A 25,698-nucleotide genomic window follows, 5' to 3' on the forward strand; every position below is an offset into this window, starting at 1 on the left:
ACGGGTTGTGGCGCACGCACAGCAAGGTCTGCCGCACCCGGCAGGCCCGCGCGCAGCGCCGGCACGGCAACGGCTCAGGCCGCTGCTTCGATCTCGGCTTCGATGTCTTCGGCCGTCTCGACGGCCACCAGGCCGTTGCGGGTACGGCGCATCGTTTTGGTCGGCGCGTCGAACGGACGGACGGCATTCTGTACGCGTTCCTGCACGGTCTTGCGCACTTCGGCCAGCGACGCCTTGCCATCCGCCTGGTGCTGGACGCGCTCCTTGCCCCAGTGATGGCTCCTGAAGCGGTTCAGCATGGCGCGGAAGACGGCCTTCAGCGTCTGCGGATGGAAGGCCAGCTTGAAGACGGCCGGGTAATCGTCCTCGCAGAAGCGGATGGAAAAGTCCCAGGTCACCGGATCGCGGATGATGCCGACGACGACCAGCTCGTTGCCCTCGATGACCACTTCGTATTCACGAAAGTCCATCACCATCTCGCGGCGGCCCAGGCCCTTGGATCGCAGTCTCATGATATTTCCTCCCAAAAATTTACCAACTGACAGTTCAAAGATTCAACGACGCTGCACTGCGGCATTGCGACACCAGCCAATCAAACAAAGACCATGCAGGATCGAGCACGACAAGCGGTTTACAACGTACACCTGAGAATGTTTACATTGTAAGCATGATGCCGGCTTTGTCAAGAATCGCAAGTCTGTTTTTCGGCGCCAGCCTCGGCATGAATCACCCGGAACCACTTGGAGCCACCCCAAAAAATTCTGCCGCAGCGCTCTTGAAATCCACCTGCGCTACCCAAATCATTGGCACTCGTCAGCAGAGAGTGCTAACATTCCCCGCTGTTCCAAATTAGCCAGGGTGGCCTGCCACCCTTATCCCTTCGTTATCTACAGGAGAAACTTCATGAAAATCCGTCCCTTGCATGATCGCGTGATCGTCAAGCGCCTCGAAGAAGAACGCAAGACCGCCTCCGGTATCGTCATTCCCGACACCGCCACCGAGAAACCCGACCAAGGCGAAATCCTCGCCGTCGGCACAGGCAAGCTGCTCGACGATGGCAAGGTTCGCGCGCTCGAAGTCAAGGTCGGCGACCGCGTGCTGTTCGGCAAGTACTCCGGCCAGACCGTCAAGGTCGATGGCGAGGAGCTGCTGGTCATGCGCGAAGAAGACATCATGGGCATCATCGAAGCCTGAACCTGCCTCAACGAATACAACCTACTGACAATCAAGGAGAAATCTGATGGCTAAAGAAGTCAAGTTTGGCGATTCCGGTCGCAGCCGCATGGTCAATGGCGTGAACATCCTCGCCGATGCAGTCAAGGTCACCCTCGGCCCCAAGGGCCGCAACGTCGTGCTGGAGCGTTCCTTCGGCGCCCCGACCGTCACCAAGGATGGCGTTTCCGTTGCCAAGGAAATCGAACTGAAGGACAAGTTCGAGAACATGGGCGCGCAAATGGTCAAGGAAGTCGCCTCGAAGACCTCCGACATCGCCGGAGACGGCACCACCACCGCCACCGTGCTGGCCCAGTCCATCGTCCGCGAAGGCATGAAGTATGTGGCTGCCGGCATGAACCCGATGGATCTCAAGCGCGGCATCGACAAGGCCGTCATCGCCACCATCGAAGAACTGAAGAAGCTCTCCAAGCCCTGCTCGACCAGCAAGGAAATCGCCCAGGTCGGCTCCATTTCCGCCAACTCCGACAGCGACATCGGCGAGATCATCGCCAATGCCATGGACAAGGTCGGCAAGGAAGGCGTGATCACCGTCGAAGACGGCAAGAGCCTGCAGAACGAACTGGAAGTGGTCGAAGGCATGCAGTTCGACCGGGGCTATCTGTCGCCCTACTTCATCAACAACCCGGACAAGCAGATCGCCATCCTGGACAATCCCTTCATCCTGCTGTTCGACAAGAAAATCTCCAACATCCGTGATTTGCTGCCGGTGCTCGAACAAGTGGCCAAGTCCAGCCGGCCGCTGCTGATCATCGCCGAAGACGTCGAAGGCGAAGCCCTGGCCACCCTGGTGGTGAACAACATCCGCGGCATCCTCAAGACCTGTTCCGTCAAGGCCCCGGGCTTCGGTGACCGCCGCAAGGCCATGCTCGAAGACATCGCCATCCTGACCGGCGGCACGGTGATCGCCGAGGAAGTCGGCCTGAGCCTGGAAAAGGCTACCCTGGACGATCTGGGCCAGGCCAAGCGCATCGAAATCGGCAAGGAAAACACCATCATCATCGATGGCGCCGGTGTCGCCGACGACATCCAGGCCCGCGTCAAGCAGATCCGCAAGCAGATCGAGGAAGCCACCAGCGATTACGACAAGGAAAAACTTCAGGAGCGTGTCGCCAAGCTGGCCGGCGGTGTTGCCCTGATCAAGGTCGGCGCGGCCACCGAAGTCGAAATGAAGGAAAAGAAGGCCCGCGTCGAAGACGCCCTGCACGCCACGCGTGCTGCCGTCGAGGAAGGCATCGTCGCCGGTGGCGGCGTGGCCCTGCTGCGCGCCCGCGCCAATATCAAGACGCTCAAGGGCGACAACCACGACCAGGACTCCGGCATCAAGATCGTCCTGCGCGCGCTCGAGCAACCGCTGCGTGAAATCGTCGCCAACGCCGGCGAAGAGCCGAGCGTGGTAGTGAACAAGGTCGTCGAAGGCAAGGACAACTTCGGCTACAACGCCGCGACCAACGAGTACGGCGACATGGTGGCGATGGGCGTGCTCGACCCGACCAAGGTCACCCGCACCGCGCTGCAGAACGCCGCCTCCGTCGCCGGCCTGATGCTGACCACCGACTGCATGGTGGCCGAACTGGTCGAAGACAAGCCGGCCATGCCCGACATGAGCGGCATGGGTGGTATGGGCGGAATGGGTGGCATGGGCGGAATGATGTAAAGCTGCCCGTCGCAGCGGTTGTGCAGTAGTTCATTAGCGCAACCGCTCGCCACAATCGAGAAAACCCGACTAGTCGTCGGAATGCCGTTCACTTTAGCCAGTGAACGGCATTTTTCATTTCACTATGACTCCAGTGCCGCATTTCGCTGGACTACGCCAAAGCCAGATACAGCAGGTTTATCAATGACCTGGGCGAGTTCACCATATGCCGGTGCTTTCCGAAACCTGACCCGACTTTCCCGCCGAAGGCTCCTATGAGGCTCCCAGGAATCGGGCCATTCCGAGGAGTCATCATGGCAAAACTCAAGCTCACCAAGTCCGCCGTCGATGCGGCACAACCCCAGGCGCAGGCCGTCGAACTCCGAGATACGCTGGTGCCCGGCTTCCTGTGCAAGATTACCCCAGCGGGCCGCAAAGTGTTCATGCTCCAGTACCGCACGAACGCGGGCGAGCGCCGCAAGCCTGCCTTGGGCCAGTACGGGGAATTGACCGTCGAACAGGCCCGCTCGCTGGCGCAGGAGTGGTTGGCCCAAGTGCGCCGAGGCGGCGACCCCGCCGCCGACAAGGCAGCCGCCCGCAAAGCCCCCACGGTCAAGGAGCTATGCACGAAGTTCATGGAGGACTACTCCGAGCTACGCAACAAGCCAAGCACGCAGGAAGGCTACCAAGGCGTCATCGACCGCAACATCATCCCGATGCTCGGCCGTATGAAGGTTCAGGACGTGAAGCGCCCGGACGTGGCTGCAATGATGAAGAAGATGGTCCACAAGCCTGCCGACGCGAACCGCACGTTCAGCGTCATGCGCCGCATGTTCAATCTGGCCGAGGTGTGGGGCTACCGGCCCGATGGCACCAATCCGTGCCGCCACGTTCCGATGTTTCCCAACGGCAAGGCTACCCACCTCATCAGCGATGAGGACATGGGCAAGCTGTTCCGGCAATTGGACAAGACCGAGGCCGAGGGGCTGGAGAACTCCGTCATCCCGATGGCAATCCGCCTGCAATTCGCGTTTGCCGGTCGGCGCGGCGAAATCGTCACGCTTCAATGGGACTGGGTGGACTTCGAGAACCGGCGTGTCGTCTGGCCCGACAGCAAGACCGGCGGCATGTCCAAGCCCATGAGCGAAGAAGCCCACCGGCTGCTTTCCACGGCACCACGCCAAGAAGGCTGCCCTTATGTCCTGCCGTCCCCGACCCATCCCGGCCAGCACCTGACCACGGGCGAGTATTACAACGGCTGGAGCCGCGTGCTCAAAGCCGCTGGCGTGACGCATGTGGGTACGCACGGCATCCGCCACCGCTCTGCAACCGACATTGCCAACTCGGGCATTCCGGTCAAGGTCGGCATGGCGTTGACGGCGCACAAGACCGTGGCAATGTTCATGCGCTACGTCCACACCGAGGATGACCCGGTGCGCAAGGCTGCCGAACTGGTGGCGAACCGGCGCAAGACGATCACCGGCGCATCGCCACGCTCCGCCGAGGTAACGGCAGCATGACCCCGCAGCCGCTTGCGGCAGGCCAGTCCAATTCGCCAGTCGGTGTCTGGCGAATCCTGCGCAAGGCGCCGCCTGCCCAAGTTGTCGTGTCGCTGAAACGACAACTTGGGCATGGGTCGGCCATCCTCTCACCTTGACTTTAATTCGTCTATAAACGAAAATGGCCACACACCGAATCGAGCACTACCTGACAGCCGACGGGCAGAAGGATCTCTACATCGACTGGCTGGGCCACCTGCGGGATGGCAAGGCCAAGGTGGCGATCATCCGGCGTGTGGCCCGCATCGAGCAAGGCAACTTTGGCGATCACAAGTTCTGTCGTGATGGCGTGTGGGAGCTACGCATCGACGTTGGGCCAGGCTACCGAGTCTATTACGCCCAGTCGGGGCAGCGGCTCGTGCTGCTGCTCTGCGGTGGCGACAAGCGCACGCAAGACACGGACATCGACCGTGCGGTGGACTACTGGCAGGACTGGCAACGGAGAACCGACGAATGAGAAGCAGAACCCATGACGAAGCGATGGCCGAGTTGTATCGCGGCGATCCCGCGCTCGCGCTCGACGTCATCAACGGCATTCTTGAAGACGGCGACCAAGCCGAACTGCTGACCGTGCTGCGCCAGCTCGCGCAGGCGTTCGGCGGTGTGCAGGCGGTGGCCGAACAGGCGCACCTGAACCCGACGCAGCTTTACCGCACGCTTTCTCCGAAGGGCAACCCAGCCTTGAACAGCTTGACCGCCATCCTCAAGGCGATGGGCCTACGGCTGGCGGTACAACCGCTATCCCCTTCGGGTCCTCCTGCTCATATCGCCTGACCGATCATTGGCCATGCCAGCGTGAAATCAATCCCTGCGCCAGGACTGGAGGAAATCCGGAAGCGGAAACTGGCTCTCATGGCAGCCATAGAGAAGGGTCGTACACGCAAGTGGACTCTTCGGTTGTGGAGCCAGTTCATCAGAGCCCGGGATCTGCATCGTTGCGTGTGCTGTGATTCGAGCGACAGGATTCAGGCTCACCACGTCATTCGGAAGACGCTCTATCCGCTGGGAGCCTTTGAGACGGGCAACGGCGTTACTCTGTGCCACGAATGCCACTGTCGGGTGCATGCCGAGTTCAATGGCAGGCCCGACTTGTCTCTTCCCCTTGGTGCCGAGCAAGGGGACGATCAGGATGAATGGGCATTCCTCTTCGGGCTTCTCCGAGATGATGCTGTTCGGCGCGGCCTTGATGAGGACGAGTTCTACCATCTCGGCAACCATATTCTTGAGTTCTCCATGCGTTATCAGGGCTACGAAGAGCTCTATGAGATGGCTATGCGAGGCGAGATGAGCCGCATTCGATTTGCTCATGAGATCTGGAGGCCCATGCCACAAGCTTGGTACACGAACCTCGTCTCCGAGCTTGTTCGGTTGAACCTGTTGAGCTCGGGCGACGGGGAGAGTGAGTCGTAGCAGGCTCAACCACAATTTGTTAAGATCATGAAATCATGAAACATGGACGGAATTGATGTCTACAGGTGCTTCCGACAAAGTGGCCGATCAAGGTAGAAATGATGCCGAATCCAAGGATGTTTCCCTTCAGGTCATGGTGCCTGCGCATATCAAGCGGGAGGTGAGCTTGAAGGCAGCACAAGAGGGAACGACACAGAGAACCATCATTCTGAGCGCTTTGAAAGCCGTCGGATTCATGGTGAAGGATGAAGAGCTCTGCGACAAACGGAAGATGCGCTGATGGCAACAACCAGCAAACCCTCTGATGATTCGCTCAAGCTGCCATTCCGGCCGCGTGCACGATTGCTGCAGCTCCTGGGTGATCAACTCATCGGCACCCCCCGCTTGGCGGTCTTTGAACTCGTCAAGAATGCATACGATGCAGATGCTGAAACCGTCACGGTGACGCTCAAGGGTCTTCGCACCGCGAACCCAACCATCGTCGTAGAAGATGATGGCGATGGCATGGCACTTGCCACCATCAGGGATATCTGGCTCGTGCCTGCGCATGATCATCGTGAACTGCAGCGCAAAGCATTGAAAAGAACCCGGTTGAATCGCCTGCCCCTCGGAGAAAAGGGGCTGGGACGCTTTGCCGTGCATAAGCTGGGCGATCGCATTGAGCTGGTCACGCGAGCAAAGGGCCAGTCCGAGTGTGTTGTCCATATTGACTGGTCCGCACTTATCGAGAAGCAATTCCTCTCTGAAGCTGTCGTCAACGTGCTGACCAGATCACCTGAAGTGTTCAAGGGTGCGAAGACTGGGACCAAGCTGACTATCAGCAAGTTGCGTGAAGCGACATGGACCAGAGGCGAGGTGCGGCGCCTGCTTCGACAGATCACATCCATCGCATCACCTTTCACTGATCGCTCGGATCGCTTTGAAACCGAATTGAAGGTTCCCGATCACCCGGATTGGGTGTCGGGAGTACCGGATGTTGATGTGCTGCTCAAGCGTGCGCCTTGGCACTTTCGATTCTCATTTGAAGATGGGCGACTTGAATGGTCGTACGAATTCAGGGGCGTTACCGGTATCAAGCTGGCACCCAGGAAAATCCCAGACAGAACAGGAGCATTGCTGATCGCACAGGAGCGAGATACCGATGTTTATGGAACGGATCAGGGCACCAAGTCGGCAAAGCCGAAAAGGATAACGGCTGACGCTTCTCTCTCCGATGGCATCGGGACGGTGAAGGGCGAGTTCTATGTATTCGATCGCGATCACGACATCCTGACTAGGTTGGGAGACAGTCAACTTGTTCAGAATTTTCTTGATGAAAGCGGTGGTGTTCGCGTCTACCGAGACAGTATCCGTGTCTATAACTATGGAGAGCCAGGCGATGATTGGCTTGGACTGGATCTTCGTCGTGTCAACACACCCACGCGAAATATCAGCCGGAACATCGTGGTAGGCGCGATTGATCTTTCGCTTGAGCAAAGCCATCAGCTCACCGAAAAGACTAACCGCGAGGGTTTTGTTGAAAACGACGCATATCGGCGGCTCAGGCAGATCGTTCTTGGCGCACTCGCAGTTCTTGAGGTCGAGCGCAAGATAGACAAGGACAATATCCGCGCATTGACCGGAAAAGGTCACGATCCCGAAGCGGCAAACATTGCTCAGCCTCTTCAGGCTTTACGCGATGCTGCCAAGAAGCACCGCCTATCCAAAGAGCTCGATCCGCTGATCAACAAAGCGGAAAAAAACTACAACGAGATGCGTGACACGATGCTTCGAGCTGGACTATCCGGCATGGGGCTGGCCATCGTTTTTCATGAAATCGAACAAGGTGTTCGCGTCCTTCATGACGCCATAGAAGGGGGGCGGAGCCGTGAAGCTGTACAGGTGCAGGCGCGAGAACTGGTCCGCATCCTTGATGGGTTCAGCGAACTGCTGCGTAAAGGTGAGCAACGCCCAAACAGCATCAAACACCTGATCAAGCGAGCGAGGGATATCAACCGTGTCAGGTTCCGTAATCACGAAGTCAAATTCGTGTGCCCGGCTTTGGAAGACGGCGTTCCGGATATCGAAAGAAATTTCGCTTTCGGTCTGCTTCTTGGGGCGCTGAACAACCTGCTCGATAACGCTTTCTACTGGCTGCAAGTACGTTGGCCGGATGGCCAGGGGAAATCTCCCCGAAAGTTGTATATCAATATCGAAAAAGATTTTGCCGAGGGGCCTGCGATCATCGTTGCGGACAATGGACCGGGGTTTCAGGATGACCCTGAGCGCTTGAGACGCCCCTTCTTCAGTCGCCGACCCGATGGCATGGGAGTCGGTCTTTATTACACCAACATGGTCATGGAGCTGAATGGCGGCCGCTTGGTCTTCCCCGATGCTGACGAGGCCAATGTCCCTGATGGCTTTGATGGGGCAGTGCTCGCACTTGTATTTGGGAAAGGGGGCAAGAATTGATCTTCTCGGCACCGCGTTTCGTCGTCGTGGACGACAGGGACCATCATCTTCTGGCCATCACCAGAACGTTCCAGCTTCTTGGCACTCCGTGCATGGGTATAAGGTACGACCCGGCTGAAGAATTGAAGCAGGATCATTTCAAAGGGGTTCGATGCTTGTTCATGGATCTTCATCTTGTTGATGGTCAAGCGAGCACTGACCAGCGACGGCACTATGGTCTGATTGCATCAATTCTGGAGGACAACATCAGCAGGAATGGCGGCCCCTTCATTCTCTACAAGGGCTTCCCCGCGAAGGTCAAGGATGAAATTGCCGAGGGTGTTTCGTTGTCTTTCTCCTGAAGCGCGCAGCGCTTCACTGATGTAGATGTTGAATTGTTCGTGCCGTTGAATCTCGCCCGCAGGGCGCACACTGGCCGTATCGGTGTTGCTGCTCCGGTTTCGCAGGAACTGCGCATGCTGTGGGTGCAAGGTTCGCGACGGCGACACTACAAACGGTCATTGACGCGACTTTCTTGCCGCAGACCCTGATGAAAGACGCACGCCGGGGGCTCCATTCGTTAGTCGAGGATATCCTGCACGTAGGCAGACTCCTTGAATTAATCGAGCATTCCCCAGCGCAGGTCTTGAACCTGTTCCCATCAACGCAGCCATCCCACGTCACTTGGCACAACACCTTCAGCCATCGATCCCGGCGGGCACTATGCCCCCGCCGCAGCCTCCTGGCCGTACAACCGGAAATCGTCCCCGCGCCGCAATACCGCCCAGGCCAACCGCGCGTTCTTCGCCGCCATCGCCACCACGGCCTTCCAGTAACCACGCCGCCCTTCCACATCCCTCGTCCAGCGGCTGATGGCGTCTTCCTTCTTCCTGCCACTTTGCAGGACGGAACGGGCGCCCAGGATCAGCAAGGTACGCAGGTAACGATCCCCGGCCTTGGTGATCCTGCCAAGCCGTTGCTTGCCTCCGGAACTGTATTGCCCCGGCACCATCCCCAGCCAGGCGGCGAACTGCCGCCCGCTGGCGAAATCATGACCATTGCCCACCGTGGCCACCAAGGCGCTGGCCGTGGTCGGGCCGATGCCGGACAGTTGCATCAGGCGCCGGGCATCGGCGTTGGCCTTGGCGCACCCGGCGATATGCCGGTCGTATTCCGCAATACGCGCGTCCAGCCGTTCCAGGTCGGTGATCGCATCGGCGACGACGATGTTGCAGGAGCCGGGCAGGTCTTCGAGCAGATGGACCAGTTCGCGGCGCACGGTGTCGGCCTTTTGCGCCAGCACGATGCCGATCTCCGCAAGCAGGCCGCGCACGCGGTTGATGAGCGCCGTGCGCTGCTCGACGTAGCCTTGCCGGGCACGATGCAGGAACAGTTCGCTTTGCTGCTCGATGGTTTTTACGGGCACAAAGCGCATGGCCGGACGTGCCACCGCTTCGCAGATCGCCGCCGCGTCGGCGGCATCGTTCTTGCCGCGCTTGCCGGACATGCGATACGGCGCGACAAACTTTGGCGCGATCAGCCGCACATCATGGCCTTGCCGAGTCATCTCACGTGCCCAGTGGTGCGCACCGGAACAGGCTTCCATGCCAATCAGGCACGGCGCCAGACTGGCGGTCACCTCCAGCAGCTTGACCCGTTTCACCGCCGGACGTTGCAATACCACCTTGCCGGCGCCATCCACGCCGTGCAGTGCGAATATGTTCTTGGCAAGATCAATGCCGAGCGTTACGATTTCCATGATTTCCTCTCCCGAGTCGAGTTGATGAGCGTTGTCAGAAACCCCATCTTGGCACTTCGTTGCCGTTCCCGTGCATTTCCCGCACGGCCGGCTCGGGACGGGGAAGTCCCTTTCATTCGTTGTATGGACGGAACATGAGCACCTCAGTGCAGAACTTCGGGATTATCTCGATCAGAACATAGACGCCGAGAAACCCTATGCGAGGCCACTTGCCGTTCTCAGTCTCGCAAAGGAGAAGTTCATCAATGTCGGGGATGGAGACATCGCCAATCCGGAAGAGTTGAAACAGGCAGTCCACGACGCAGTTGTCGCGAATCCGCAGATTGCAGCATTACTTGGATGGGAAGCGGATGTGTTGCTCGCTGCAGGAGATACGCTCGCCGAATTGCTTAAGCTCGTTCCTGCTCAGGAGCGGGTTAGTGCTTCCTTCCCCGGGGCGCTCGACACCATTCTCAGTCGTCTTGCGCGCGAGGCAGTGGGCCGCCCCAATGTCGAGGTCAATCACCGCACTGCCATCACGACCGCGTTGGCTCCCATTCTCGCCGACCGAGTGCTGAATCAGGAGGTGTCTCCAGAAACCGCCGAACTCTGGAAGAAGGCTGTCACGCGGCACAACGACGATTCCCTCAAGGATGCATCAAACCAGGAGGCCGGATGTGTCAATCGGATGCTGCATGTGGCGGTTCCTGGCTCGGAAACCATTCTGGCGACAGATTGGGGTGCTGTTGTCGAGTTGAGCGAAGACATCTGGAATTCGGACGAGCAACTGCGTCAAGTGTTCGATGGTACTCGTATTGAACTTCTTGAAGAGGAGTTCAAGATCAAGGCTGCCGATCATGACAAATGTCGACCTTATTTGGTTAGGGTCGGAGCCGCTTGTGATTATGCTCAGAAGCGGCGAGGCCCTTTAACTTATCTTCTGGGGCTTGAGATTCCCACCGACTTGAAGCGTAGTGCTTCAGCACCTGCGGCAGAGTGGAAGTCTCCGGCTCTCGTGTTGGATGGAACGCCATCTCCATTCCGTTTGCATGTGAACGTGCGATTTTCCTTGAGCCGCCCTGCAAGTGCCTGCGAGGCTTGGAAGATCAGATACCGTCTCCGCGAACAGTTGCTGATGCTCCTTCTTTCGCACTCCAATGGGTATACGTCCCGGCCGGGGATCGTACAGTTGCCGTCCAAATGATAGCGCTGCCCATGGACATTTTTTCGCCAGATCAACGATCCAGGCTGATGTCTCGTATCAGAGGCAAGGATACGAAGCCGGAACTATTGGTCCGACGAGCAGTGCATGCTCTCGGTTTTCGCTTCCGGCTGCATCGTCGCGACCTACCTGGGAGTCCGGACTTGGTGTTTCCATCTCGGCACAAAGTCATCTTTGTTCATGGGTGTTACTGGCATCGGCATCCGGGCTGCCAATACGCCTACACACCGAAATCGAACATGGCGTTCTGGCAGTTGAAGTTCGACGCCAACGTCACCAGAGATCGGCTGGCCCTCAGCACGCTTGAATCTCTCGGATGGGGCGTTCTGGTGATCTGGGAGTGTGAGACGCATGACGCAGAAGCCTTGCGTGCTCGGTTGATCGAGTTCTTGAGGGGAGATGAAGCATCGGAAGAGGGTAGCCATGGAAAACAATGAACACTTGGCAAAGCGTAAGCTCGAAAGACTGGCGTCCGGGGCCGCCCCGAAAGTACTCGAACTATGTTCGGGTTGCGGTGGACTGTCGCTGGGCTTGAAGACTGCAGGCTTCGAGCTTGCAGCTCATGTAGAGAGCAACGATGAGGCAAATGCCACATACGCACTGAATTTCGCTCCGGAGAATCCTGCGCAGGCGAAGCAGTGGGCTATCTCCCGTGACATGGTGGCTCAATCAATGAGTGATCTCATCACAGATTTCGGATTGACCGGAGGGCCACGCGAAGCTTTCGATGTCCTGGCGGCAGGACTGCCATGTCAGGCGTTTGCCCGTATCGGAAGATCCAAACTTCGATCTGTGACGGGAGATGAGGATGCATTCAAGAACGATCCCCGCGCATCCCTTTATCGCCGCTTTCTGGAAATTGTGGACGAAACCCGACCTCTGGTCATTCTGGTTGAGAATGTTCCGGACATCATGAATTTTGGCGGTCACAATGTACCTGAAGAGATCGCAGAAGGGCTCCGGGTTCGTGGTTATGTTACTCGTTATACACTGCTTAATGCGGCGTTCTATGGCGTTCCTCAGCTTAGGGAAAGGCTCTTTCTTATTGCTGTTGACGTCACCCTTGATGTGATTCCGGAATTCCCTTCGCCGACCCACTTCATGGAATTGCCGCGTGGCTATGAAAGCAGCCGTGCTGTAGCTCTTAAACACGTCAAGGATGCGGGTTCGCACTTCTCCCCCATCCCTTCCCCTGCAAGCAAGTTGCCTTCTTCGATAAGCACCGAATTGGCCTTGGCTGACCTTCCCTTCATTTCCGATCATCTGAGGGATACGACGATCATCAGAAAGCGGAAGGTCGCAGACAAGTTGCCGTATCGTGAAGGCAGCACACCATCCGCGTACGCCCGCCTGATGCGCGATTGGCCCGGGTTCTCTGCTTCCGATAACGTGAGCGGCAATGTCGTGCGCCTGACCACACGTGACTTTCCGATCTTTGGTCGCATGCCCCGTGGAGCAGACTATCCTGTTGCACTGCGCATTGCGCAGCAACTTCTGGAAGAAAAGCTACAGCAGGAACATTTGCCGCCACGGCTAGGGACTATTCGTTACCGGGCTCTGGAGAAGGCAACGATTCCTCCTTATGACGCAAGCAAGTTTCCCAACAAGTGGTGGAAGCTTGATCCGGATGCTCCCTCTAGAACCCTGACAGCTCATCTTGGAAAGGACACGTATTCGCACATCCACTATGACGGACGCCAGAAACGCATGATCTCCGTCCGCGAGGCAGCACGACTTCAGTCGTTTCCCGATGGATTCGAGTTTGCTGGAGCCATGAATGCGTCTTTCCGTCAAATTGGCAATGCGGTTCCTCCGATGCTTGCACTCGCTGTCAGCAAGGCACTTATGGAGACTATTGAGCAGGCGATTGCAGGACGGGATTCCTCCAACCGTCGAGTAGCATGATTTCGCTCTGACTGTGCCGCTAGAGCTATCGCGAAACATAGGCATGCAGCTGTAGTAGCGCATCTTGCCAATACTGCGTCCCGGCGTGCCGCCGTCGGATTCGCGGGCTGCGCCAGCACTTCATGCCGAATCGCGGTCATTCGGCTTTGCCCCATGACACCTCCGGCCCGGCTTGCAGCTTTGTCCACCTAGAAACGGGCAAACTGTTCCTGTTGAGCGTGATGAATCTGACATCGTTCGACAGCCGGTATTTCAGGCCGGCCAGCGCATCACGTGATCTGCGTTGCACGGCGGGTGCGGCTGGAGTCCCACCCATGATGGCAGCCGACTCGCTGCACGTTGCCATGCATCTTCTCGTGCCATCGGGCGTGCCGACCCAGTGGTTTTCCGCCTGTCATCGCGCGTGCAGTGCGAGCGCATCCGCGCCGCACTTCACGCTGCCTTCCCATGTGCAGGTGTCTTACCTCGAACGCGTTCGGCCTATGGCTGTCACGGCATTTGCCGGCGCTCTGCCTGCTCGCGCAGCAGCGCCGCCGGGCCGCCGATGCCCGGAGCGCCAGCGAGGGAAAAAGGCGGAAGGCAAGACAAAAGGACGCGGCACCGGGCCACGTCGAAAGCCTGTCTGCACATGGAGGAAGCACGGCACCCCGTGTAGATGGCATCGTGCCTTTGAAATGCGTTAAGCCGCATGGATGCTGGCTTGGTCGCGTACCAGCTACGCGGCAGCACGCCACACAACGCCAGGGCTGCATAGCGTCTAATGGCGTAAATAGGCGTCAGGAGCGAGGGGTAGATGGCGCGGCAACGGCGCGCGCGATGAACCGAGCCAGCGGCCCGGAGGCGGCCTTGTCGGGCCGCAGCAGGTAGGTCTTCAACCGGGGAGACGGCCCTGCCAGTGGGCGACTGGTCACATCGGCAGTTCGGCAGGCAGCGACTTGCAAAGCTCCGACCAGCGCCAATGCGTAGCCGGCCGAAACCAGGGTCAGCATCAGGTCGAGTGAGGCGACCTCCTCGGCCACCAACGGTTCGATGTCAACGGCACGAAGGACGCGCGCAATCTGGCGGCAGTAGCCCTCGCAGATGTGCGAGTCGCACAGCACCAGCGGATAGCGCAGCACTTCCTCCAACGGGATGCGCTTGTGGGTCAGCAAGGGATGGCGCGCGGGAACAGCCACTACCAGCGGATCGCTCCATGCCAGTTCCGCTAGCAGGCCATCTCCCACCTCGTCGGACTGGGCGAAACCCACGTCGTACAGGTCATCGTGCAGCCCCTTGATCTGCTGCGATAGCGGCACTTCGACCAGATGGATATCGACTTCGGGGTCATCCTCGCGGCACTGCATCAGGAAGGCGCTCAGGCGCGGCGGCGTGATACCGTCTGAAAGCGCGACACGCAATTGGCCATCATAGCCAGCAGCGACGGCCTTCACGCTCTCGCGGGCCTGCTGCAAAGCGGTGAAGATGCGTGGGACATGCTCCAGAAACATCTGCCCAGCGCGGGACAGGCGAGTGCTACGCGAGTTGCGGATGAATAGGCGCGTGCCAAGGTCTTCCTCCAGTTCCTTGATAGCGCGCGACAGCGGCGATTGCTCGATGTGCAACCGTTCAGCAGCGCGGGCGAAATGGAGTTCTTCAGCTACGGCAATAAAGCAGCGTAAATGTCGAAATTCCATTGGCAGCCACTTCTACGCGGTCGGAATCGTTCCGCCATCAATCACATACTCCGCCCCTGTGATCGTTGCAGCGCAAGGGGAAGCAAGAAATGCAATGAGGTTTGCCACTTCGATGGGTTTCGATGGTCGCCCAATCGGAATGCCCCCCAACGACTTCATGATGATCTGCTTACCACCCTCGTAGTCGGTTCCAGCCTGTAAGGCGAGTCTTTGTGCCAGGGCGGCGGACGCTTCCGTCTCAATCCATCCAGGAGCCACTCGTACGACACGAATCCCCTTGGGCGCGACCTCCTTCGACAGACTTTTGCTGTACGTCGAGAGAGCCGCCTTCGCCGCCGCGTAGGCGGTAGTCGATTCAGGTAAAGGCAGTTCGCGCTGGATCGAGGTGACGTGAATGACAACGCCTGCGCCTTGCGCCAGCATGCCAGGCAACAGCGCGCGATCTAGCCGGACGGCGGGGAGGAGGTTGAGGCTCAGTTCGTGCTGCCACTCATCCTCCCCCAAGGCAGCAAAGCCACCGCCTGGTGCCATCGAACCACCCACGACATGGACGATGATGTCTACTCCACCAAAGTTGGTCAGCACTGCCTTTGTCACAGTGTTGCAGCCTTCGATGGTCATCAAGTCAGCCGTCACGAAGAAGTCTGCCAACGTATCGGCTGGTTGCTCTCGCGCCGTGGTAAGCACCTTTGCACCGAGTTCGTGGAATAGACCGACGACGGCTTTGCCGACACCCTTGGTTCCCGCTGTCACCAAGACGCGCCTGCCCTGTAGTTCCAGGTTCATGGACATCAGCCGATCTCCAGTGACTTGATCTTGTCGCCATCCAGGCCGAACACGTGATCGAGTTGCGCCGGGCTGCCAGGGAAATTGCCGACGACTTTGGCTGTGACCTTCAAGCGATCTCCTTCTCGGGAGAGGCTGATGGGCTCAACCGTGTACTGGAATGCCTTCTGTGCCTCACGCTGCCATGCTTGGATGGCTACATGCCCCCTATGCGTCTTGCCTTCGTCCACAACGATCGCATCCGATGTGAAGCAATGGGAAATTTGAGAGATGTCCGAGCCATTGCTGATCTCGAAGTAAACGGCGACTGGATCCGGTAGTGAAAGGGGCATGGTTGCGTTCTCGCTGTGATTTACTGTACAAGAATTTTCGCCATATACTTTCAAACTATCAAGAACGCACTAAAAAGTAAGTTACTGAGCCATGGGAAAGATATACACACCCGCCACTGCCGCAGTTGGCGTAGAAGAAGTCCTTCGGCTACTGGAAGGCCGATGGAAGCTGATCATTCTTTTCCATCTATTCGGTGGGCAAGTGCAACGCTATTCCGACTTTGAGAAGCTGATCCCCGGGATTTCTCAGAAGATGCTGGCCCAGCAACTTCGTCAGCTGGAAGCGGACGGGATTGTTTCACGCAAGCTTTATCCGCAGGTACCCCCAAAGGTTGAGTACCGACTGACAGAATGGGGGCAGGCCTTGTGCCCCGCTTTGGATGCAATGCTGAAATGGGCGGAGAAGCGCGAATCGTTGTTGTCAGCACACGACGGAGACGCGACTCAAGAGTCCTCTTGAGCTTTGCGAAGCCTATGCCGTCAGGTATCACGTAGCGCCCGCAGGTAGTGGCAAGGGAAGCACGCCCACACACCAATGCTGGCAGGAAATTCCCGATTTACACGGCACACTGCCGCGATATCTTCCGTGCCGCGCGCCCTGCAACGTGCAGACTGGTTTGCCGTACACCTTGATGCTGCACCCTTCAATCTTGCCTTCCGCCTTCGCCCCTCGCTATCGCTCCGGGCAGCGGTGGTCTATCTAGCGTTGCCGCACGTATACGGTCAGTCAGTTGGCGAGTAGTACAACGGTGATCGCAGGCAAGGCAAGACACCAACGACGGATGGTTGCGTAGAGCCAGCGTGAGATGAAGGTCAAGGCTATGATGATGTGACCTCGCATGCTGCAAAGCCCCTAGGCTTACCGCCGCGAAGCACCTATGCTGCACCTAGTTCGAAAGGTCGTAGCGGCCAACAATGGTCGGAATCTGGCCTAACCGTTTGCCCCACAAGGCCTTTCACGCCGCCGCGTGATCGCACAAAAAACTTGACAGCGGACATTTTTCATTCCTGGTGCAGATCCTGCTGCATGTCCCGACCAAATAGATGAGTTGGGCGCATTGCCGCTTCCTGAATAACGACGGACATCATTGCCCCCGTGCTGTAAAAAAACCACCGTCCCAGCAGGTACGGTGCGCGGCGGCAACCCCGGTCGGCAAGATCGCGCCGCAGCCATCACCCGCCGCCGGCCTTTGTCGCCGAAACGCAGATGGAACACCCCCGGCGCAAGCGCGGTGGGAAATCAAATCGACTCCAGACGGAGGCAGCGCTTCAAAGCCGCGCCTTCCCAATTGCACCTGGCCACCAGGAAAGCCTTGATCGGCGCATCACAAAGAGCTTTCTGATTAGAGCTTTCTAATTTTTGATAATCATTCTCATTTATAATACGGCCTGTTTGCCCTCTAGAACACATGGCTGGGCATGAAATCCGGCATAGAAGGGAATACGCGATATAACCACCCCAAGTTTTCAACCACTGACCTAAGGAGCATATCCATGCCTCAAAAATCCAGGATCTTCCGACGACGTGTTTTCGTTCCTGCCCAAACCACCATGGCCGTCATGCTGGCCATGGGCTATCCGGCGCACGCCTTATCCTCAGAAATCGTGTTGCCGCGCATCAACGTGGTCGCTGGTGGAGAAGACGCCATCGTCAAGCAGCCCGGCTCGGTGAGCATCGTCGGCCCCGCCGATCTCGAACGCATCCAGCCGCTATCCACGGAAGATGCCTTGCGCACGGTGCCGGGCATCCACATCAAGGGGGAGGAGGAATCCGCCATTGTCGCCAATATCGGCATGCGCGGTCTGAGTGCGGCGGACTACAAGTCGCTGATCCTGGAGGACGGCGTGCCGGTCGCCCCCGGCCTGTTCGTGGGTAACCAGCGCTACTACAACCCACGCATCCAGCGCATGGAAGAAATCGAAGTGCTGAAAGGCGCCGCCGCACTGCGCTACGGCCCCAACACCATTGGCGGAGTCATCAATTACAAGACCAAGGAACCGATCGATGGCGTGTCGATTGCAGGACGCATCGGTTCACACAACTATCGGGAAGCCACGCTGGAAGCCGGCGGCAAGTCGCCCTCGGGCGAGGCCAAGGCCGGCCTGTTCTACACTCGCGCCAAGAGCGATGGCTTTCAGGGCAAGGGCTTCGATATGGAAGACCTGATGCTCAAGGGTGGCATGGCACTGGGGAACGACCAATGGGTCAGTTTCAAGTTCACGCACCATGAAAACGACGCCAACATTTCCTATCGTGGGCTGTTTCTGGATGCCTACAAGGCAGGCGCTTCGTACAATCCCGCTCCGGACGACTGGTTTCTGACCAAACGCAAGTCGCTCGACCTCAATCATCAGTGGGAAATCAACCCGGACACGACCCTCAATACGCTCGTATACTGGAGCGACATGAGCCGCGACTACTGGCGGTTCGCGGTCGACAATGCCGCCTCGACCGCCGCCGGACGCTGGGTTTATACCAACACCGTCAATGGCAACAACCGCGCCTTCGAGCGCGTCGGCCTGGATTCGCGCCTCACCATCAACCACAAGAGCTTTGGCTTCAATAACAAGGCCGAGATCGGCGTCCGCATCATGGACGAGGAGATGGTCGATCAGGGCGTTACCGCCACCCGCGCCAATCCGCGTTCGGGAACGATCAGCACAGACCGCGTGGATTCCGCCACCGGCTATGCACTGTTCGGCGAAAACCGTTTCGACGTGACGGACAAGCTTTCGATTACACCGGGCCTGCGCATCGAGCACTACGAGCAGAAGAGGCATGATCGACAAAACAGCGCCAACGACGGAAAAAGCTCCAACACGGAGTACCTGCCGGGCATCGGCGCGACGTACTGGCTGAGCCCGGGTACGCAGCTTTACGGCAGCGTTTACAAAGCATTCTCCCCACCGCTGAACAGCCAGTCGATCGTGACCGGCCTCGATCAGCAACTGGATGCGGAAAAATCACTCAACATCGAAGCGGGAATACGTGGCCAGTCAGGCAAACTCCGCTATGAACTGACCGTCTTCCAGATGGACTTCGACAATCAGATCACCCCGGCCATTTCCGGTGGTCTGACGAATGCCAATGCAGGCAGCACCCTGCATCGCGGCCTGGAAACCGCGTTTGGATACAGTTGGGATAATGGCTTCAGTCTGGATACGAACCTAACCTGGATACCCACCGCAGACTACCGCGAGGATCGCGGCGGCGGCGTAAACAAGGGAAATCGTTTGCCCTATTCGCCGGAGTGGCTGGCGAACGTCACCTTGGCCTATGTCTCTGGGCCGATGCAGGTCGCTCTTGCCGGAAGGTATGTCGATGAGCAATACGGCCACGGCGACAACACCGATCCTATTACCGGCAGCGGCAACAACATCTGGAAAGGCAAGCTCCCGAGCTATCACACCTTCGACCTGACCGGCACTTACGCGCTCAGCAAGCAGTTGAAGCTCACGGCGGCAATCAAGAACCTCACCGACGAGCGTTACATCGCCGGATTGCGCCAAGGCATTTACGCCGGTGCCGAGCGTTCGCTCGAAATCGGGGCCAAGTACGTCTTTTGATCGTCGGATGGCATGCGGCAATACGGCGGCATATGCTGCTCGCCGCATTCCATCTGCTCCTGCCACAACCGGCGCGCCATATAGGGACGGCAGGCGGCCGTCTGTTATCGTCTGCGCGCCAGCAACAACGACATTCCCATCATCATGATGGCCGCCAAATCCACCGTCAGTTACCGCCAGATTGAAATAGACGCAGTGAGACAAAGATAGACGACAAAAAGGCCGGAACCCTTGATTTATCCAGGTGTTCCGGCCTTCATGAGACTGCGTGAGAAGTGTTCTTGGTGGAGACAGGCGGGATCGAACCGCCGACCTTCTGATTGCGAACCAGACGCTCTCCCAACTGAGCTATGCCCCCGTTACTGCATTCTGCCGGCATCCGTGCACATTGATCATACGACCCGGATGCAGGCGGAAATTCTATAAAGCGTTGCAACTGCGGTCAAGACAAGGAGCCCAGGCAAACTTGCCCTGACCGCGGCTTCATGATCAATCGCCGAGCGCTTCGATCGGCGGTGAATCCAGATCGGTCGCATCGGTCTTGCCGCTCGGCATGTTGAGCCAGGCAGCCAGAGCCGGCAGGAAGAAGATAGCGCCGAGCATATTGACGAGGAACATGAAGGCCAGCAGCAGGCCCATGTCGGCCTGGAACTTGAGCGAGGAAAACGCCCAGGTGCCCACACCGATCGACATGGTGATGGCGGTAAATACCGCCGCCGTGCCGCGCTGGCACATCGCCTCGTAGAAGGCCGTGCGCAGATCGTTACCGAGGTGCTCCATCTGATGCTGGATACGTTCGAACAGATAGATGCCGTAGTCGACACCGACACCGACGCCCAGCGCAATCACCGGCAGCGTTGCCACCTTGAGACCGATGCCCAGTGCCGGCATCAGGGCGTTGCAGAGGATGGACACCAGCGTCAGCGGGACGATGATGCACACCGCCGCGCGCCAGGAGCGGAAGGTGATCAGACAGAGCAGGGTGATGGCGCCGAAGATCGCCAGCAGCATGGTGATTTCGGCGGCCTCCACCGCTTCGTTGGTCGCCGCCATGACCCCCGCGTTGCCGCCTGCCAGACGCAGCAGAACGTGATCGTTCTTCTCGTTGGCGATAAAGCGCTTGGCCTCCTTGACGACGTGAGCCAGGGTGGCCCCCTTGTGATCCTTGAGGAAGATCATGACCTGTATCGTCTGGCAGGCTTCGGTATTGATGCCGTATTCGGGATCGTAGGCACGTCCGCCCTGGCGCAGGGCATCGTACGTCCGGCCGATCGCGCCCCAGCGCGGACTACCCTCGTTCTGCGCAGCAACCACGATCTTGCCGATGGTCGGCGCGCTGATGACGGACTGCACGCCATCCACTCCGCGCATGAACAGTTCGAGACGTTCAAGGCTGTTCATCAGCGGATAGTCGAGACAACCCTCTTCCAGTCCCTGCGCCTCGGCGATCACGGTCAGTACGTCCGTACCGATCTGATAGCTCTCGGCGATATCCTTGGTGTCCTGATTGAGGCGCGAGGATTGGCGCAGCTCGGGGAAACCGATACCGATATCGCCGACCTGCAGCTTGCGCGATTCGAGCACGCCGACGACCAGCAGCGCGCCGGCAATGGCGAAGATCACCAGCGCCGGCTTCGGCAAGGTGAATACCGACAGGCGCCACCACAGCGGATGCTTGCCCAGGCCGTCCATGGTGGTCGGCTTCATGGCGCGCTGCTCCAGACTCAGATGCGAGAGGATGATCGGCAGCATCATCTTGTTGGTGACGATCATCAGGAGCACGCCCAGACAGGCGGTGATACCCAGCTCATGGACGATGGGAATCTCGATGTTCATGATCACCATGAAGCCCAGGGCATTCGTCACCAGCGCCACGGTGCCCGGAATGAACAGCTTGCGGATGGCGCTGTGCGCAGCCTCCACCGAGGTCGCGCCTTTCAGCATTTCCAGCTTCCAGGCATTGGTCATCTGCACGGCATGGGAGACGCCGATGGAGAAGATCAGGAAAGGTACGAGCATGGAAATCGGATCGATCCCCATATTGATGACGGGCAGCAAGCCCAGCAGCCAGACCACCGGGAGCAGCGCAACGATCAGGGCCACCACGGTCAGCTTGAGCGAGCGGCAGTAGAAATACAGCAACAGCGCGGTGATGACGAAGGCGATGCCGAAGAAGGTGAATACGCCAAGCAGGCCGGCAACCACTTCACCCACCAGCATGGTGAAACCCATGATGCCGATGTCGATGTTCGGCGTCTCGTACTTCTGCCGGATTTCCTCCATCTTCTTGGAAACTTCGTAGAGGTTCAGGCGCTGTCCCGGATTGTTCGGATCGGTTTCCTGCAATTCGGCAGAGACCATGGCCGAACGCAGATCGGAAGCAACCAGTCGTCCAACTTCACCCGAGCGGGTGACATTGACGCGCACCTGTTCGAGGTCTTCCGGATTGTCGGAAGAAAACTGCGCCGGCACGACCACGTCGCCACGAAAACCCTCTTCGGTCACCTCGACATATTTCACGTTCGGCGTGAATAGCGACTGCAGCTTGCTGCGCTGCACGCCTTCGGTGAAGAAGACGGCTTCGGTCACCTTCTGCAGGGTATCGAGAAACTCCTTGTTGTAGATGTCGCCCTCGCCCTTCCAGCGGACATTGACCAGCACCTGGTTGGCCCCCGGGAAGACGGTCATGTATTTCTCGAACGTCTGCATGTAGGGATGGGTCATCGGGATCATCTTGAGGAAGCCCGGATCGAGCTGGATCCGGGTCATCGACCAGCCAAACCCCAGCGTCATCGCAACGAAGACGACAAACAGCGACTTGCGATGATTGATCAGGAAATCAGCACACAGATCTACAAAGCGACGGAAATACGAAGGCGTCGCGCGGCGGTCTACTGTCGTCATTTCTGCTCCCCCTGCTGGCCGCCATCGAAGTTGTGTATGCCACCGAGACCCGCCGTCAGCAGACGGCCATCCGGCAGGGCGACGATGGCAGTCAGGTTGTTGCCCTTGTTTTCCTGGATCACGTTGAAATTGGCGCCGTTGTCACGCGACTCGAGCATGACGCCGCCCTGGCCGACGATCATGATGCGGCCATCCGGCAACACGGCATGGCCGAACAGGCCAATCGACAGATGAGTCGGAATCTGCGTCCAGGTCGCGCCAAAATCCGTCGTCCGGAAGATGTTGCCGCGCAGGCCATAGGCGATCCATTCCTCGGCGCTCAGGCGAATCAACCCGAACATGGTGCCGCGATAGAACTCGGGAATCGCCTGCCAGGTCTGGCCGAAGTCCGTGGACTTGAATGCCAGGCCATGCTCGCCCACCATCATCAGGTGGCCATCGGCAGCGCCATTCATCGCATAGATGTGGGCATCGCCGATGCCTGGCTCGCGTTTCTCCCAGGTACGGCCATGGTCGTTGGAAACGAAGAAGCGGCCAAAGCTGCCATAGGCAAATACCGGGCCTTCCGCCAACCCCCAGACGCCCAGCAGCGGCTCGGAGAAATCCTTGTCGAACAGCGTTTCGCGCCAGTTCAAGCCGCCATCTTCGGTGAACAGCGCCCAGGCGTCGTGACCAACTGCAACGCCTTCCTTGTCGTTGAAGAAAACCACCTGCGTCAATGCGGAACCACGGCTATCCTTGACCTGCGCTTCGCCCCAGGTCTTGCCCTGATCGTCACTGAGAAGTATGTGGCCCAATTCGCCAACGGCAACCAGACGCTCGCCGGCCATCGTCATGCCAGTTACCGCAAAGTGCTCTGCCGTGATGCGCGTCTCGGCAAACACCGGTGGCGGACGCGAGGCAAAGGAAACATAGGCACCGATTGCCACGATCAATGACATGCCCAAACCAATCAGTAGCCGCATGCTCCCCTCCTTGGCTGGTAAACCAGACGTGTTCGCACTATCCGCACTGTCTTCCCCTCCTGCTTTTAATAATAAATTTTTTGGAATCTAAGATGCCCGCTGCCACCCGGCATCGTCCATACAGAGTAAGACCCGGCGTATGGATTGTGCCGGCATCAGCCTTGCTCCTCAGTTCATCGGTCTCCGCTGAAAAAAAGGGGAGCCGAATACGCTCCCCCTCTTTTCTGATGACATTCGGCAATACGGACAGCGACGGACGCTTGACACTTAGAAGTGATAGGTCGCGTTGAAGGCGACGAGATCACGATCCGAATAGCTGTTCATCGTATGCGAACGCAGATCGTAATCGCCCAGCCACCACGTTGCCGACACACCCAGCGTCAGGTTCTGGCGATAGGTGAAATTGGCATCGATACTGGTCCGCGCGCTGCCCTTGCCCATCAGACCGCTGTTCCAGCCGCCCTGCACGGCACCATTCCCCACCAGTTGGCGCCAGTAGAAGACCGGAATCGACAGATCCCATTCCGGCCAGGGAGTGTAGTCGAACTGCGCGCGCACGACATAGGCCGCCGCATTCTTGTCGAAACGCGGCTCGGCTGGGCCGATGACGTCTTCAACCGACATGCCCGCGAACTTCGGATTGGTCTTGACCTGGTTGAGTATCCAGGGATTGACCGAATAACCCGGCTTTTCGAAGCTGTTGAGGTGCTGCAACGCCAGCTCGCCACCGAGAATCACGTTATCCGCCCTGGTCGCTCCCCAAAGGAAGTTGCCGCCCGACCAGGCGCGCAGGAAGGACACGTTGCCGCTGGTGATATTGGCTCGCGCCAGGTTGTAGTGCAGATTGTTGATCATCATCGGCGCGCCACGGCGATAGGACAGCTCGCCTGCCACCTGCCAGTCACCGAACAGGGTCGAGAAGCTGCCACCCAGCAGCTTGACGTCGTTCATGTAACGGACGGCAAAGTTCGAGTTGAACGGCGTCAGCGCGTTGATCAGATACTCCAGTATTTGCGCGTTGGGATTTGGATTCGGCCCATCGAAATAAGCGAGACCGCCACCTTTCTTCGCATACGGCGTACCAAAACCAAACTCAGGGAAGCCGACGGTTTCCGTGTAGTTCAGGTAATACAGCCCGACATCGGTCATGTCGGTCAACTGATACTTGGCCGCCAGACCCCACTGACCTTTCGAGGTGCGCCCGATATCCTCCGCCCGCCAGGCGCCGTAGTTACCCCAGCCATTCAAGCCCCCCAACTGCAGCCAGCCTAGAGGAATGGTAATGGGGGAAGTATTCGGCAGGAGTTGCAGTTGGGCTGCCAGATTGCTGCCATTGAACCCGGCCAGGCCCTCCCAGGGAAACGCCGACTGGAAGCTCGCACCCGGCCCAAGGAAGTCGCTGGCACTGAAGTAGGTTCCGACCGGCGCCAGCTCGGTTTCACGGAAGCGCCACTTCTTGTAGGCCATCACCGTCAACTTTTCACTGATGCCCAGGGTGCCGTAAATCTGCTCCGTCGGCAAAAAGGCTTCCTGTGCCGGCACCCCCGGCGTCATGCCCTTGACCTGATCCATCGGGTTCATCGAAGAACCGATCCCCTGGAAGAACAGGCCCTCACCCCAGTTGACCACCTGACGACCGACCTTGACGAACAGCGGGTAACTCCCGTCATCCCCCAGTTTCCAACGCCCCTGAACATAGGCATCGAGCAGACGCGTGCGCTGGCCGATCAGACGCCGCGCTTCTTCGGAGTATTCGTTGTGTGGTCCGGTACCGTTGAATGTACCCGGTGCATTGTGGTCGTTGGTCTGGAACAGCTTGGCATCGCGGAAGGCGTTCACCCGGGCAAAGGCACGGTAGTTGTCCTTCGTCACATTCACATCCATCAGGGCGCTGACACGGTTGCTGATCGTACCGTGTTTGTTGGCGACCAACTGGCCATCGTCAGTGTTGTTCTTGCTTTCCATCTGGGTGAACACATCGACCGCCGGGCCCCACATGCTGCCTGTCAGCGGCCAGGTCTTTTTCACCACCCCCGGCGATCTGGAATACTCCGTTTTGTAGTTTTCCATGCGCAGAGGTTCGGCCAGGCGCTTCAGGTTCTGATAGCTGACCTGCAGCGACACATCGATGACCGTGCCATCGTCAAGCTTGATCGGCTCGAAAGCGAGCGCCGAACCACCATACATCGCCAGTAATGCAGGCAACACTTTTGTAACCAAGCCGGTTGATTTGCGATTCATGCACTCCCCCCTGTCAGCTCTTTTATTTATGACAAGCCAAAACTTCTTGCGGATCCGGAGGCTGAAACACTGAACCCGCCTTATCAATTGTCAAGCA

At 58.4% G+C, this 25,698-nt stretch carries 22 protein-coding genes and 1 tRNA gene; 13 read left to right on the plus strand and 10 right to left on the minus strand.

The window, feature by feature from the left end; all coding sequences use genetic code 11:
• Positions 1-74 precede the first annotated feature (74 nt).
• On the minus strand, positions 75-512 hold the full coding sequence (locus SDENCHOL_RS13245; protein WP_067170566.1) for a hypothetical protein: 438 nt from the start codon (positions 510-512) through the stop codon (positions 75-77).
• 391 nt (positions 513-903) lie between these two features.
• Here SDENCHOL_RS13245 and groES point away from each other — a divergent pair, with 391 nt between their 5' ends.
• The 5 genes from groES (at position 904) to SDENCHOL_RS13270 (ending at position 5,202) form a co-directional block, all read left to right on the plus strand.
• Positions 904-1,194: a co-chaperone GroES gene (groES, locus tag SDENCHOL_RS13250; RefSeq protein WP_067170569.1), complete on the plus strand. Its 291-nt coding sequence runs from the start codon at positions 904-906 to the stop codon at positions 1,192-1,194.
• Positions 1,195-1,237: 43 nt separating this feature from the next.
• Complete coding sequence (gene groL, locus SDENCHOL_RS13255; RefSeq protein ID WP_067170571.1) at positions 1,238-2,890, plus strand: chaperonin GroEL; 1,653 nt, start codon at positions 1,238-1,240, stop codon at positions 2,888-2,890.
• Positions 2,891-3,183: 293 nt separating this feature from the next.
• Positions 3,184-4,389: a tyrosine-type recombinase/integrase gene (locus SDENCHOL_RS13260; protein ID WP_067170574.1), complete on the plus strand. Its 1,206-nt coding sequence runs from the start codon at positions 3,184-3,186 to the stop codon at positions 4,387-4,389.
• 160 nt (positions 4,390-4,549) lie between these two features.
• Positions 4,550-4,885: a type II toxin-antitoxin system RelE/ParE family toxin gene (locus SDENCHOL_RS13265; protein ID WP_067170577.1), complete on the plus strand. Its 336-nt coding sequence runs from the start codon at positions 4,550-4,552 to the stop codon at positions 4,883-4,885.
• Between the two features lie 23 nt (positions 4,886-4,908).
• On the plus strand, positions 4,909-5,202 hold the full coding sequence (locus SDENCHOL_RS13270) for a DNA-binding protein (protein ID WP_231912991.1): 294 nt from the start codon (positions 4,909-4,911) through the stop codon (positions 5,200-5,202).
• A 27-nt stretch (positions 5,203-5,229) separates the two neighbouring features.
• On the opposite strand, the gene SDENCHOL_RS13275 is transcribed toward SDENCHOL_RS13270, so the two are convergent.
• Positions 5,230-5,736, minus strand: a complete 507-nt coding sequence (locus SDENCHOL_RS13275) for a hypothetical protein (RefSeq protein WP_154717261.1) — start codon at positions 5,734-5,736, stop codon at positions 5,230-5,232.
• A gap of 157 nt (positions 5,737-5,893) precedes the next feature.
• Between SDENCHOL_RS13275 and SDENCHOL_RS13280 the strand changes: the two genes are divergently transcribed.
• Genes SDENCHOL_RS13280 through SDENCHOL_RS13290 form a run of 3 tightly spaced genes read left to right on the plus strand, consistent with a single transcriptional unit; the run spans position 5,894 to position 8,630 of the window.
• Entirely contained in the window at positions 5,894-6,118 is a 225-nt protein-coding gene (locus tag SDENCHOL_RS13280) for a hypothetical protein (RefSeq protein WP_083522866.1), read from the plus strand.
• Positions 6,118-8,289 carry an ATP-binding protein gene (locus SDENCHOL_RS13285; RefSeq protein WP_083522867.1) on the plus strand — a complete coding sequence of 724 codons (2,172 nt, stop codon included), beginning with the start codon at positions 6,118-6,120 and terminating at the stop codon, positions 8,287-8,289. Before SDENCHOL_RS13280 ends, SDENCHOL_RS13285 begins: the two co-directional genes overlap by 1 nt.
• On the plus strand, positions 8,286-8,630 hold the full coding sequence (locus SDENCHOL_RS13290; protein WP_197706918.1) for a hypothetical protein: 345 nt from the start codon (positions 8,286-8,288) through the stop codon (positions 8,628-8,630). The genes SDENCHOL_RS13285 and SDENCHOL_RS13290 overlap by 4 nt, the downstream gene beginning before the upstream one ends.
• Before the next feature lie 359 nt (positions 8,631-8,989).
• Here the strand turns inward: SDENCHOL_RS13290 and SDENCHOL_RS13295 are convergent, their stop codons facing one another.
• Entirely contained in the window at positions 8,990-10,027 is a 1,038-nt protein-coding gene (locus SDENCHOL_RS13295; RefSeq protein ID WP_154715863.1) for an IS110 family transposase, read from the minus strand.
• A gap of 31 nt (positions 10,028-10,058) precedes the next feature.
• On the opposite strand from SDENCHOL_RS13295, the gene SDENCHOL_RS13300 reads away from it, so the two are divergent.
• Genes SDENCHOL_RS13300 through SDENCHOL_RS13310 form a run of 3 tightly spaced genes read left to right on the plus strand, consistent with a single transcriptional unit; the run spans position 10,059 to position 13,133 of the window.
• On the plus strand, positions 10,059-11,210 hold the full coding sequence (locus SDENCHOL_RS13300) for a hypothetical protein (protein WP_197706919.1): 1,152 nt from the start codon (positions 10,059-10,061) through the stop codon (positions 11,208-11,210).
• A gap of 11 nt (positions 11,211-11,221) precedes the next feature.
• Positions 11,222-11,665 carry a very short patch repair endonuclease gene (locus tag SDENCHOL_RS13305; RefSeq protein WP_067170806.1) on the plus strand — a complete coding sequence of 148 codons (444 nt, stop codon included), beginning with the start codon at positions 11,222-11,224 and terminating at the stop codon, positions 11,663-11,665.
• Complete coding sequence (locus SDENCHOL_RS13310; RefSeq protein WP_197706921.1) at positions 11,652-13,133, plus strand: DNA cytosine methyltransferase; 1,482 nt, start codon at positions 11,652-11,654, stop codon at positions 13,131-13,133. Before SDENCHOL_RS13305 ends, SDENCHOL_RS13310 begins: the two co-directional genes overlap by 14 nt.
• Positions 13,134-13,909: 776 nt before the next feature.
• Here the strand turns inward: SDENCHOL_RS13310 and SDENCHOL_RS13320 are convergent.
• The 3 genes from SDENCHOL_RS13320 to SDENCHOL_RS13330 are packed head-to-tail and all read right to left on the minus strand — an operon-like array spanning position 13,910 to position 15,924.
• The gene (locus SDENCHOL_RS13320; RefSeq protein ID WP_067170597.1) at positions 13,910-14,806 is read right to left on the minus strand and encodes a LysR family transcriptional regulator; all 897 of its coding nucleotides are present in this window, start codon (positions 14,804-14,806) and stop codon (positions 13,910-13,912) included.
• Positions 14,807-14,818: 12 nt separating this feature from the next.
• Entirely contained in the window at positions 14,819-15,598 is a 780-nt protein-coding gene (locus tag SDENCHOL_RS13325; protein WP_067170599.1) for an SDR family oxidoreductase, read from the minus strand.
• Entirely contained in the window at positions 15,598-15,924 is a 327-nt protein-coding gene (locus SDENCHOL_RS13330) for a nuclear transport factor 2 family protein (RefSeq protein ID WP_067170602.1), read from the minus strand. Before SDENCHOL_RS13330 ends, SDENCHOL_RS13325 begins: the two co-directional genes overlap by 1 nt.
• A 91-nt stretch (positions 15,925-16,015) precedes the next feature.
• Here SDENCHOL_RS13330 and SDENCHOL_RS13335 point away from each other — a divergent pair, with 91 nt between their 5' ends.
• Both SDENCHOL_RS13335 and SDENCHOL_RS13340 read left to right on the plus strand, forming a co-directional pair.
• The gene (locus SDENCHOL_RS13335; protein ID WP_067170604.1) at positions 16,016-16,384 is read left to right on the plus strand and encodes a winged helix-turn-helix transcriptional regulator; all 369 of its coding nucleotides are present in this window, start codon (positions 16,016-16,018) and stop codon (positions 16,382-16,384) included.
• 1,034 nt (positions 16,385-17,418) lie between these two features.
• Complete coding sequence (locus SDENCHOL_RS13340) at positions 17,419-19,491, plus strand: TonB-dependent receptor family protein (RefSeq protein ID WP_067170606.1); 2,073 nt, start codon at positions 17,419-17,421, stop codon at positions 19,489-19,491.
• 282 nt (positions 19,492-19,773) lie between these two features.
• On the opposite strand, the gene SDENCHOL_RS13345 is transcribed toward SDENCHOL_RS13340, so the two are convergent.
• The 4 genes from SDENCHOL_RS13345 to SDENCHOL_RS13360 form a co-directional block, all read right to left on the minus strand.
• A tRNA-Ala gene (locus SDENCHOL_RS13345) sits at positions 19,774-19,849 on the minus strand.
• A 131-nt stretch (positions 19,850-19,980) separates the two neighbouring features.
• Positions 19,981-22,395, minus strand: coding sequence for an efflux RND transporter permease subunit (locus SDENCHOL_RS13350; RefSeq protein WP_154717262.1), 2,415 nt, complete (start codon positions 22,393-22,395; stop codon positions 19,981-19,983).
• A complete protein-coding gene (locus tag SDENCHOL_RS13355; protein WP_154717263.1) occupies positions 22,392-23,360 on the minus strand; it encodes a WD40/YVTN/BNR-like repeat-containing protein in 969 nt (322 codons plus the stop codon). The genes SDENCHOL_RS13350 and SDENCHOL_RS13355 overlap by 4 nt, the downstream gene beginning before the upstream one ends.
• Positions 23,361-23,627: 267 nt before the next feature.
• Positions 23,628-25,601 (minus strand): DUF1302 domain-containing protein, encoded by a 1,974-nt coding sequence (locus SDENCHOL_RS13360; protein WP_154717264.1) that lies wholly within the window; start codon positions 25,599-25,601, stop codon positions 23,628-23,630.
• Between the last annotated feature and the right edge of the window lie 97 nt (positions 25,602-25,698).

Source organism: Sterolibacterium denitrificans, from assembly GCF_900174485.1.
GTDB classification, from domain to species: Bacteria; Pseudomonadota; Gammaproteobacteria; order Burkholderiales; family Rhodocyclaceae; genus Sterolibacterium; species Sterolibacterium denitrificans.

What these genes read in the sequence shown, in the direction of transcription:
- SDENCHOL_RS13265 (WP_067170577.1), top strand. Translation starts at nt 4,550, where the DNA reads ATGGCCACACACCGAATCGAGCACTACCTGACAGCCGACGGGCAGAAG.
- SDENCHOL_RS13340 (WP_067170606.1), top strand. Translation starts at nt 17,419, where the DNA reads ATGCCTCAAAAATCCAGGATCTTCCGACGACGTGTTTTCGTTCCTGCC.
- SDENCHOL_RS13320 (WP_067170597.1), bottom strand. Translation starts at nt 14,806, where the DNA reads ATGGAATTTCGACATTTACGCTGCTTTATTGCCGTAGCTGAAGAACTC.
- SDENCHOL_RS13305 (WP_067170806.1), top strand. Translation starts at nt 11,222, where the DNA reads ATGGACATTTTTTCGCCAGATCAACGATCCAGGCTGATGTCTCGTATC.
- SDENCHOL_RS13285 (WP_083522867.1), top strand. Translation starts at nt 6,118, where the DNA reads ATGGCAACAACCAGCAAACCCTCTGATGATTCGCTCAAGCTGCCATTC.
- SDENCHOL_RS13260 (WP_067170574.1), top strand. Translation starts at nt 3,184, where the DNA reads ATGGCAAAACTCAAGCTCACCAAGTCCGCCGTCGATGCGGCACAACCC.
- SDENCHOL_RS13325 (WP_067170599.1), bottom strand. Translation starts at nt 15,598, where the DNA reads ATGTCCATGAACCTGGAACTACAGGGCAGGCGCGTCTTGGTGACAGCG.
- SDENCHOL_RS13275 (WP_154717261.1), bottom strand. Translation starts at nt 5,736, where the DNA reads ATGAGCAAATCGAATGCGGCTCATCTCGCCTCGCATAGCCATCTCATA.
- SDENCHOL_RS13350 (WP_154717262.1), bottom strand. Translation starts at nt 22,395, where the DNA reads ATGACGACAGTAGACCGCCGCGCGACGCCTTCGTATTTCCGTCGCTTT.
- SDENCHOL_RS13355 (WP_154717263.1), bottom strand. Translation starts at nt 23,360, where the DNA reads ATGCGGCTACTGATTGGTTTGGGCATGTCATTGATCGTGGCAATCGGT.
- SDENCHOL_RS13310 (WP_197706921.1), top strand. Translation starts at nt 11,652, where the DNA reads ATGGAAAACAATGAACACTTGGCAAAGCGTAAGCTCGAAAGACTGGCG.
- SDENCHOL_RS13360 (WP_154717264.1), bottom strand. Translation starts at nt 25,601, where the DNA reads ATGAATCGCAAATCAACCGGCTTGGTTACAAAAGTGTTGCCTGCATTA.
- SDENCHOL_RS13280 (WP_083522866.1), top strand. Translation starts at nt 5,894, where the DNA reads ATGTCTACAGGTGCTTCCGACAAAGTGGCCGATCAAGGTAGAAATGAT.
- SDENCHOL_RS13270 (WP_231912991.1), top strand. Translation starts at nt 4,909, where the DNA reads ATGGCCGAGTTGTATCGCGGCGATCCCGCGCTCGCGCTCGACGTCATC.
- SDENCHOL_RS13330 (WP_067170602.1), bottom strand. Translation starts at nt 15,924, where the DNA reads ATGCCCCTTTCACTACCGGATCCAGTCGCCGTTTACTTCGAGATCAGC.
- SDENCHOL_RS13295 (WP_154715863.1), bottom strand. Translation starts at nt 10,027, where the DNA reads ATGGAAATCGTAACGCTCGGCATTGATCTTGCCAAGAACATATTCGCA.
- SDENCHOL_RS13335 (WP_067170604.1), top strand. Translation starts at nt 16,016, where the DNA reads ATGGGAAAGATATACACACCCGCCACTGCCGCAGTTGGCGTAGAAGAA.
- SDENCHOL_RS13245 (WP_067170566.1), bottom strand. Translation starts at nt 512, where the DNA reads ATGAGACTGCGATCCAAGGGCCTGGGCCGCCGCGAGATGGTGATGGAC.
- groES (WP_067170569.1), top strand. Translation starts at nt 904, where the DNA reads ATGAAAATCCGTCCCTTGCATGATCGCGTGATCGTCAAGCGCCTCGAA.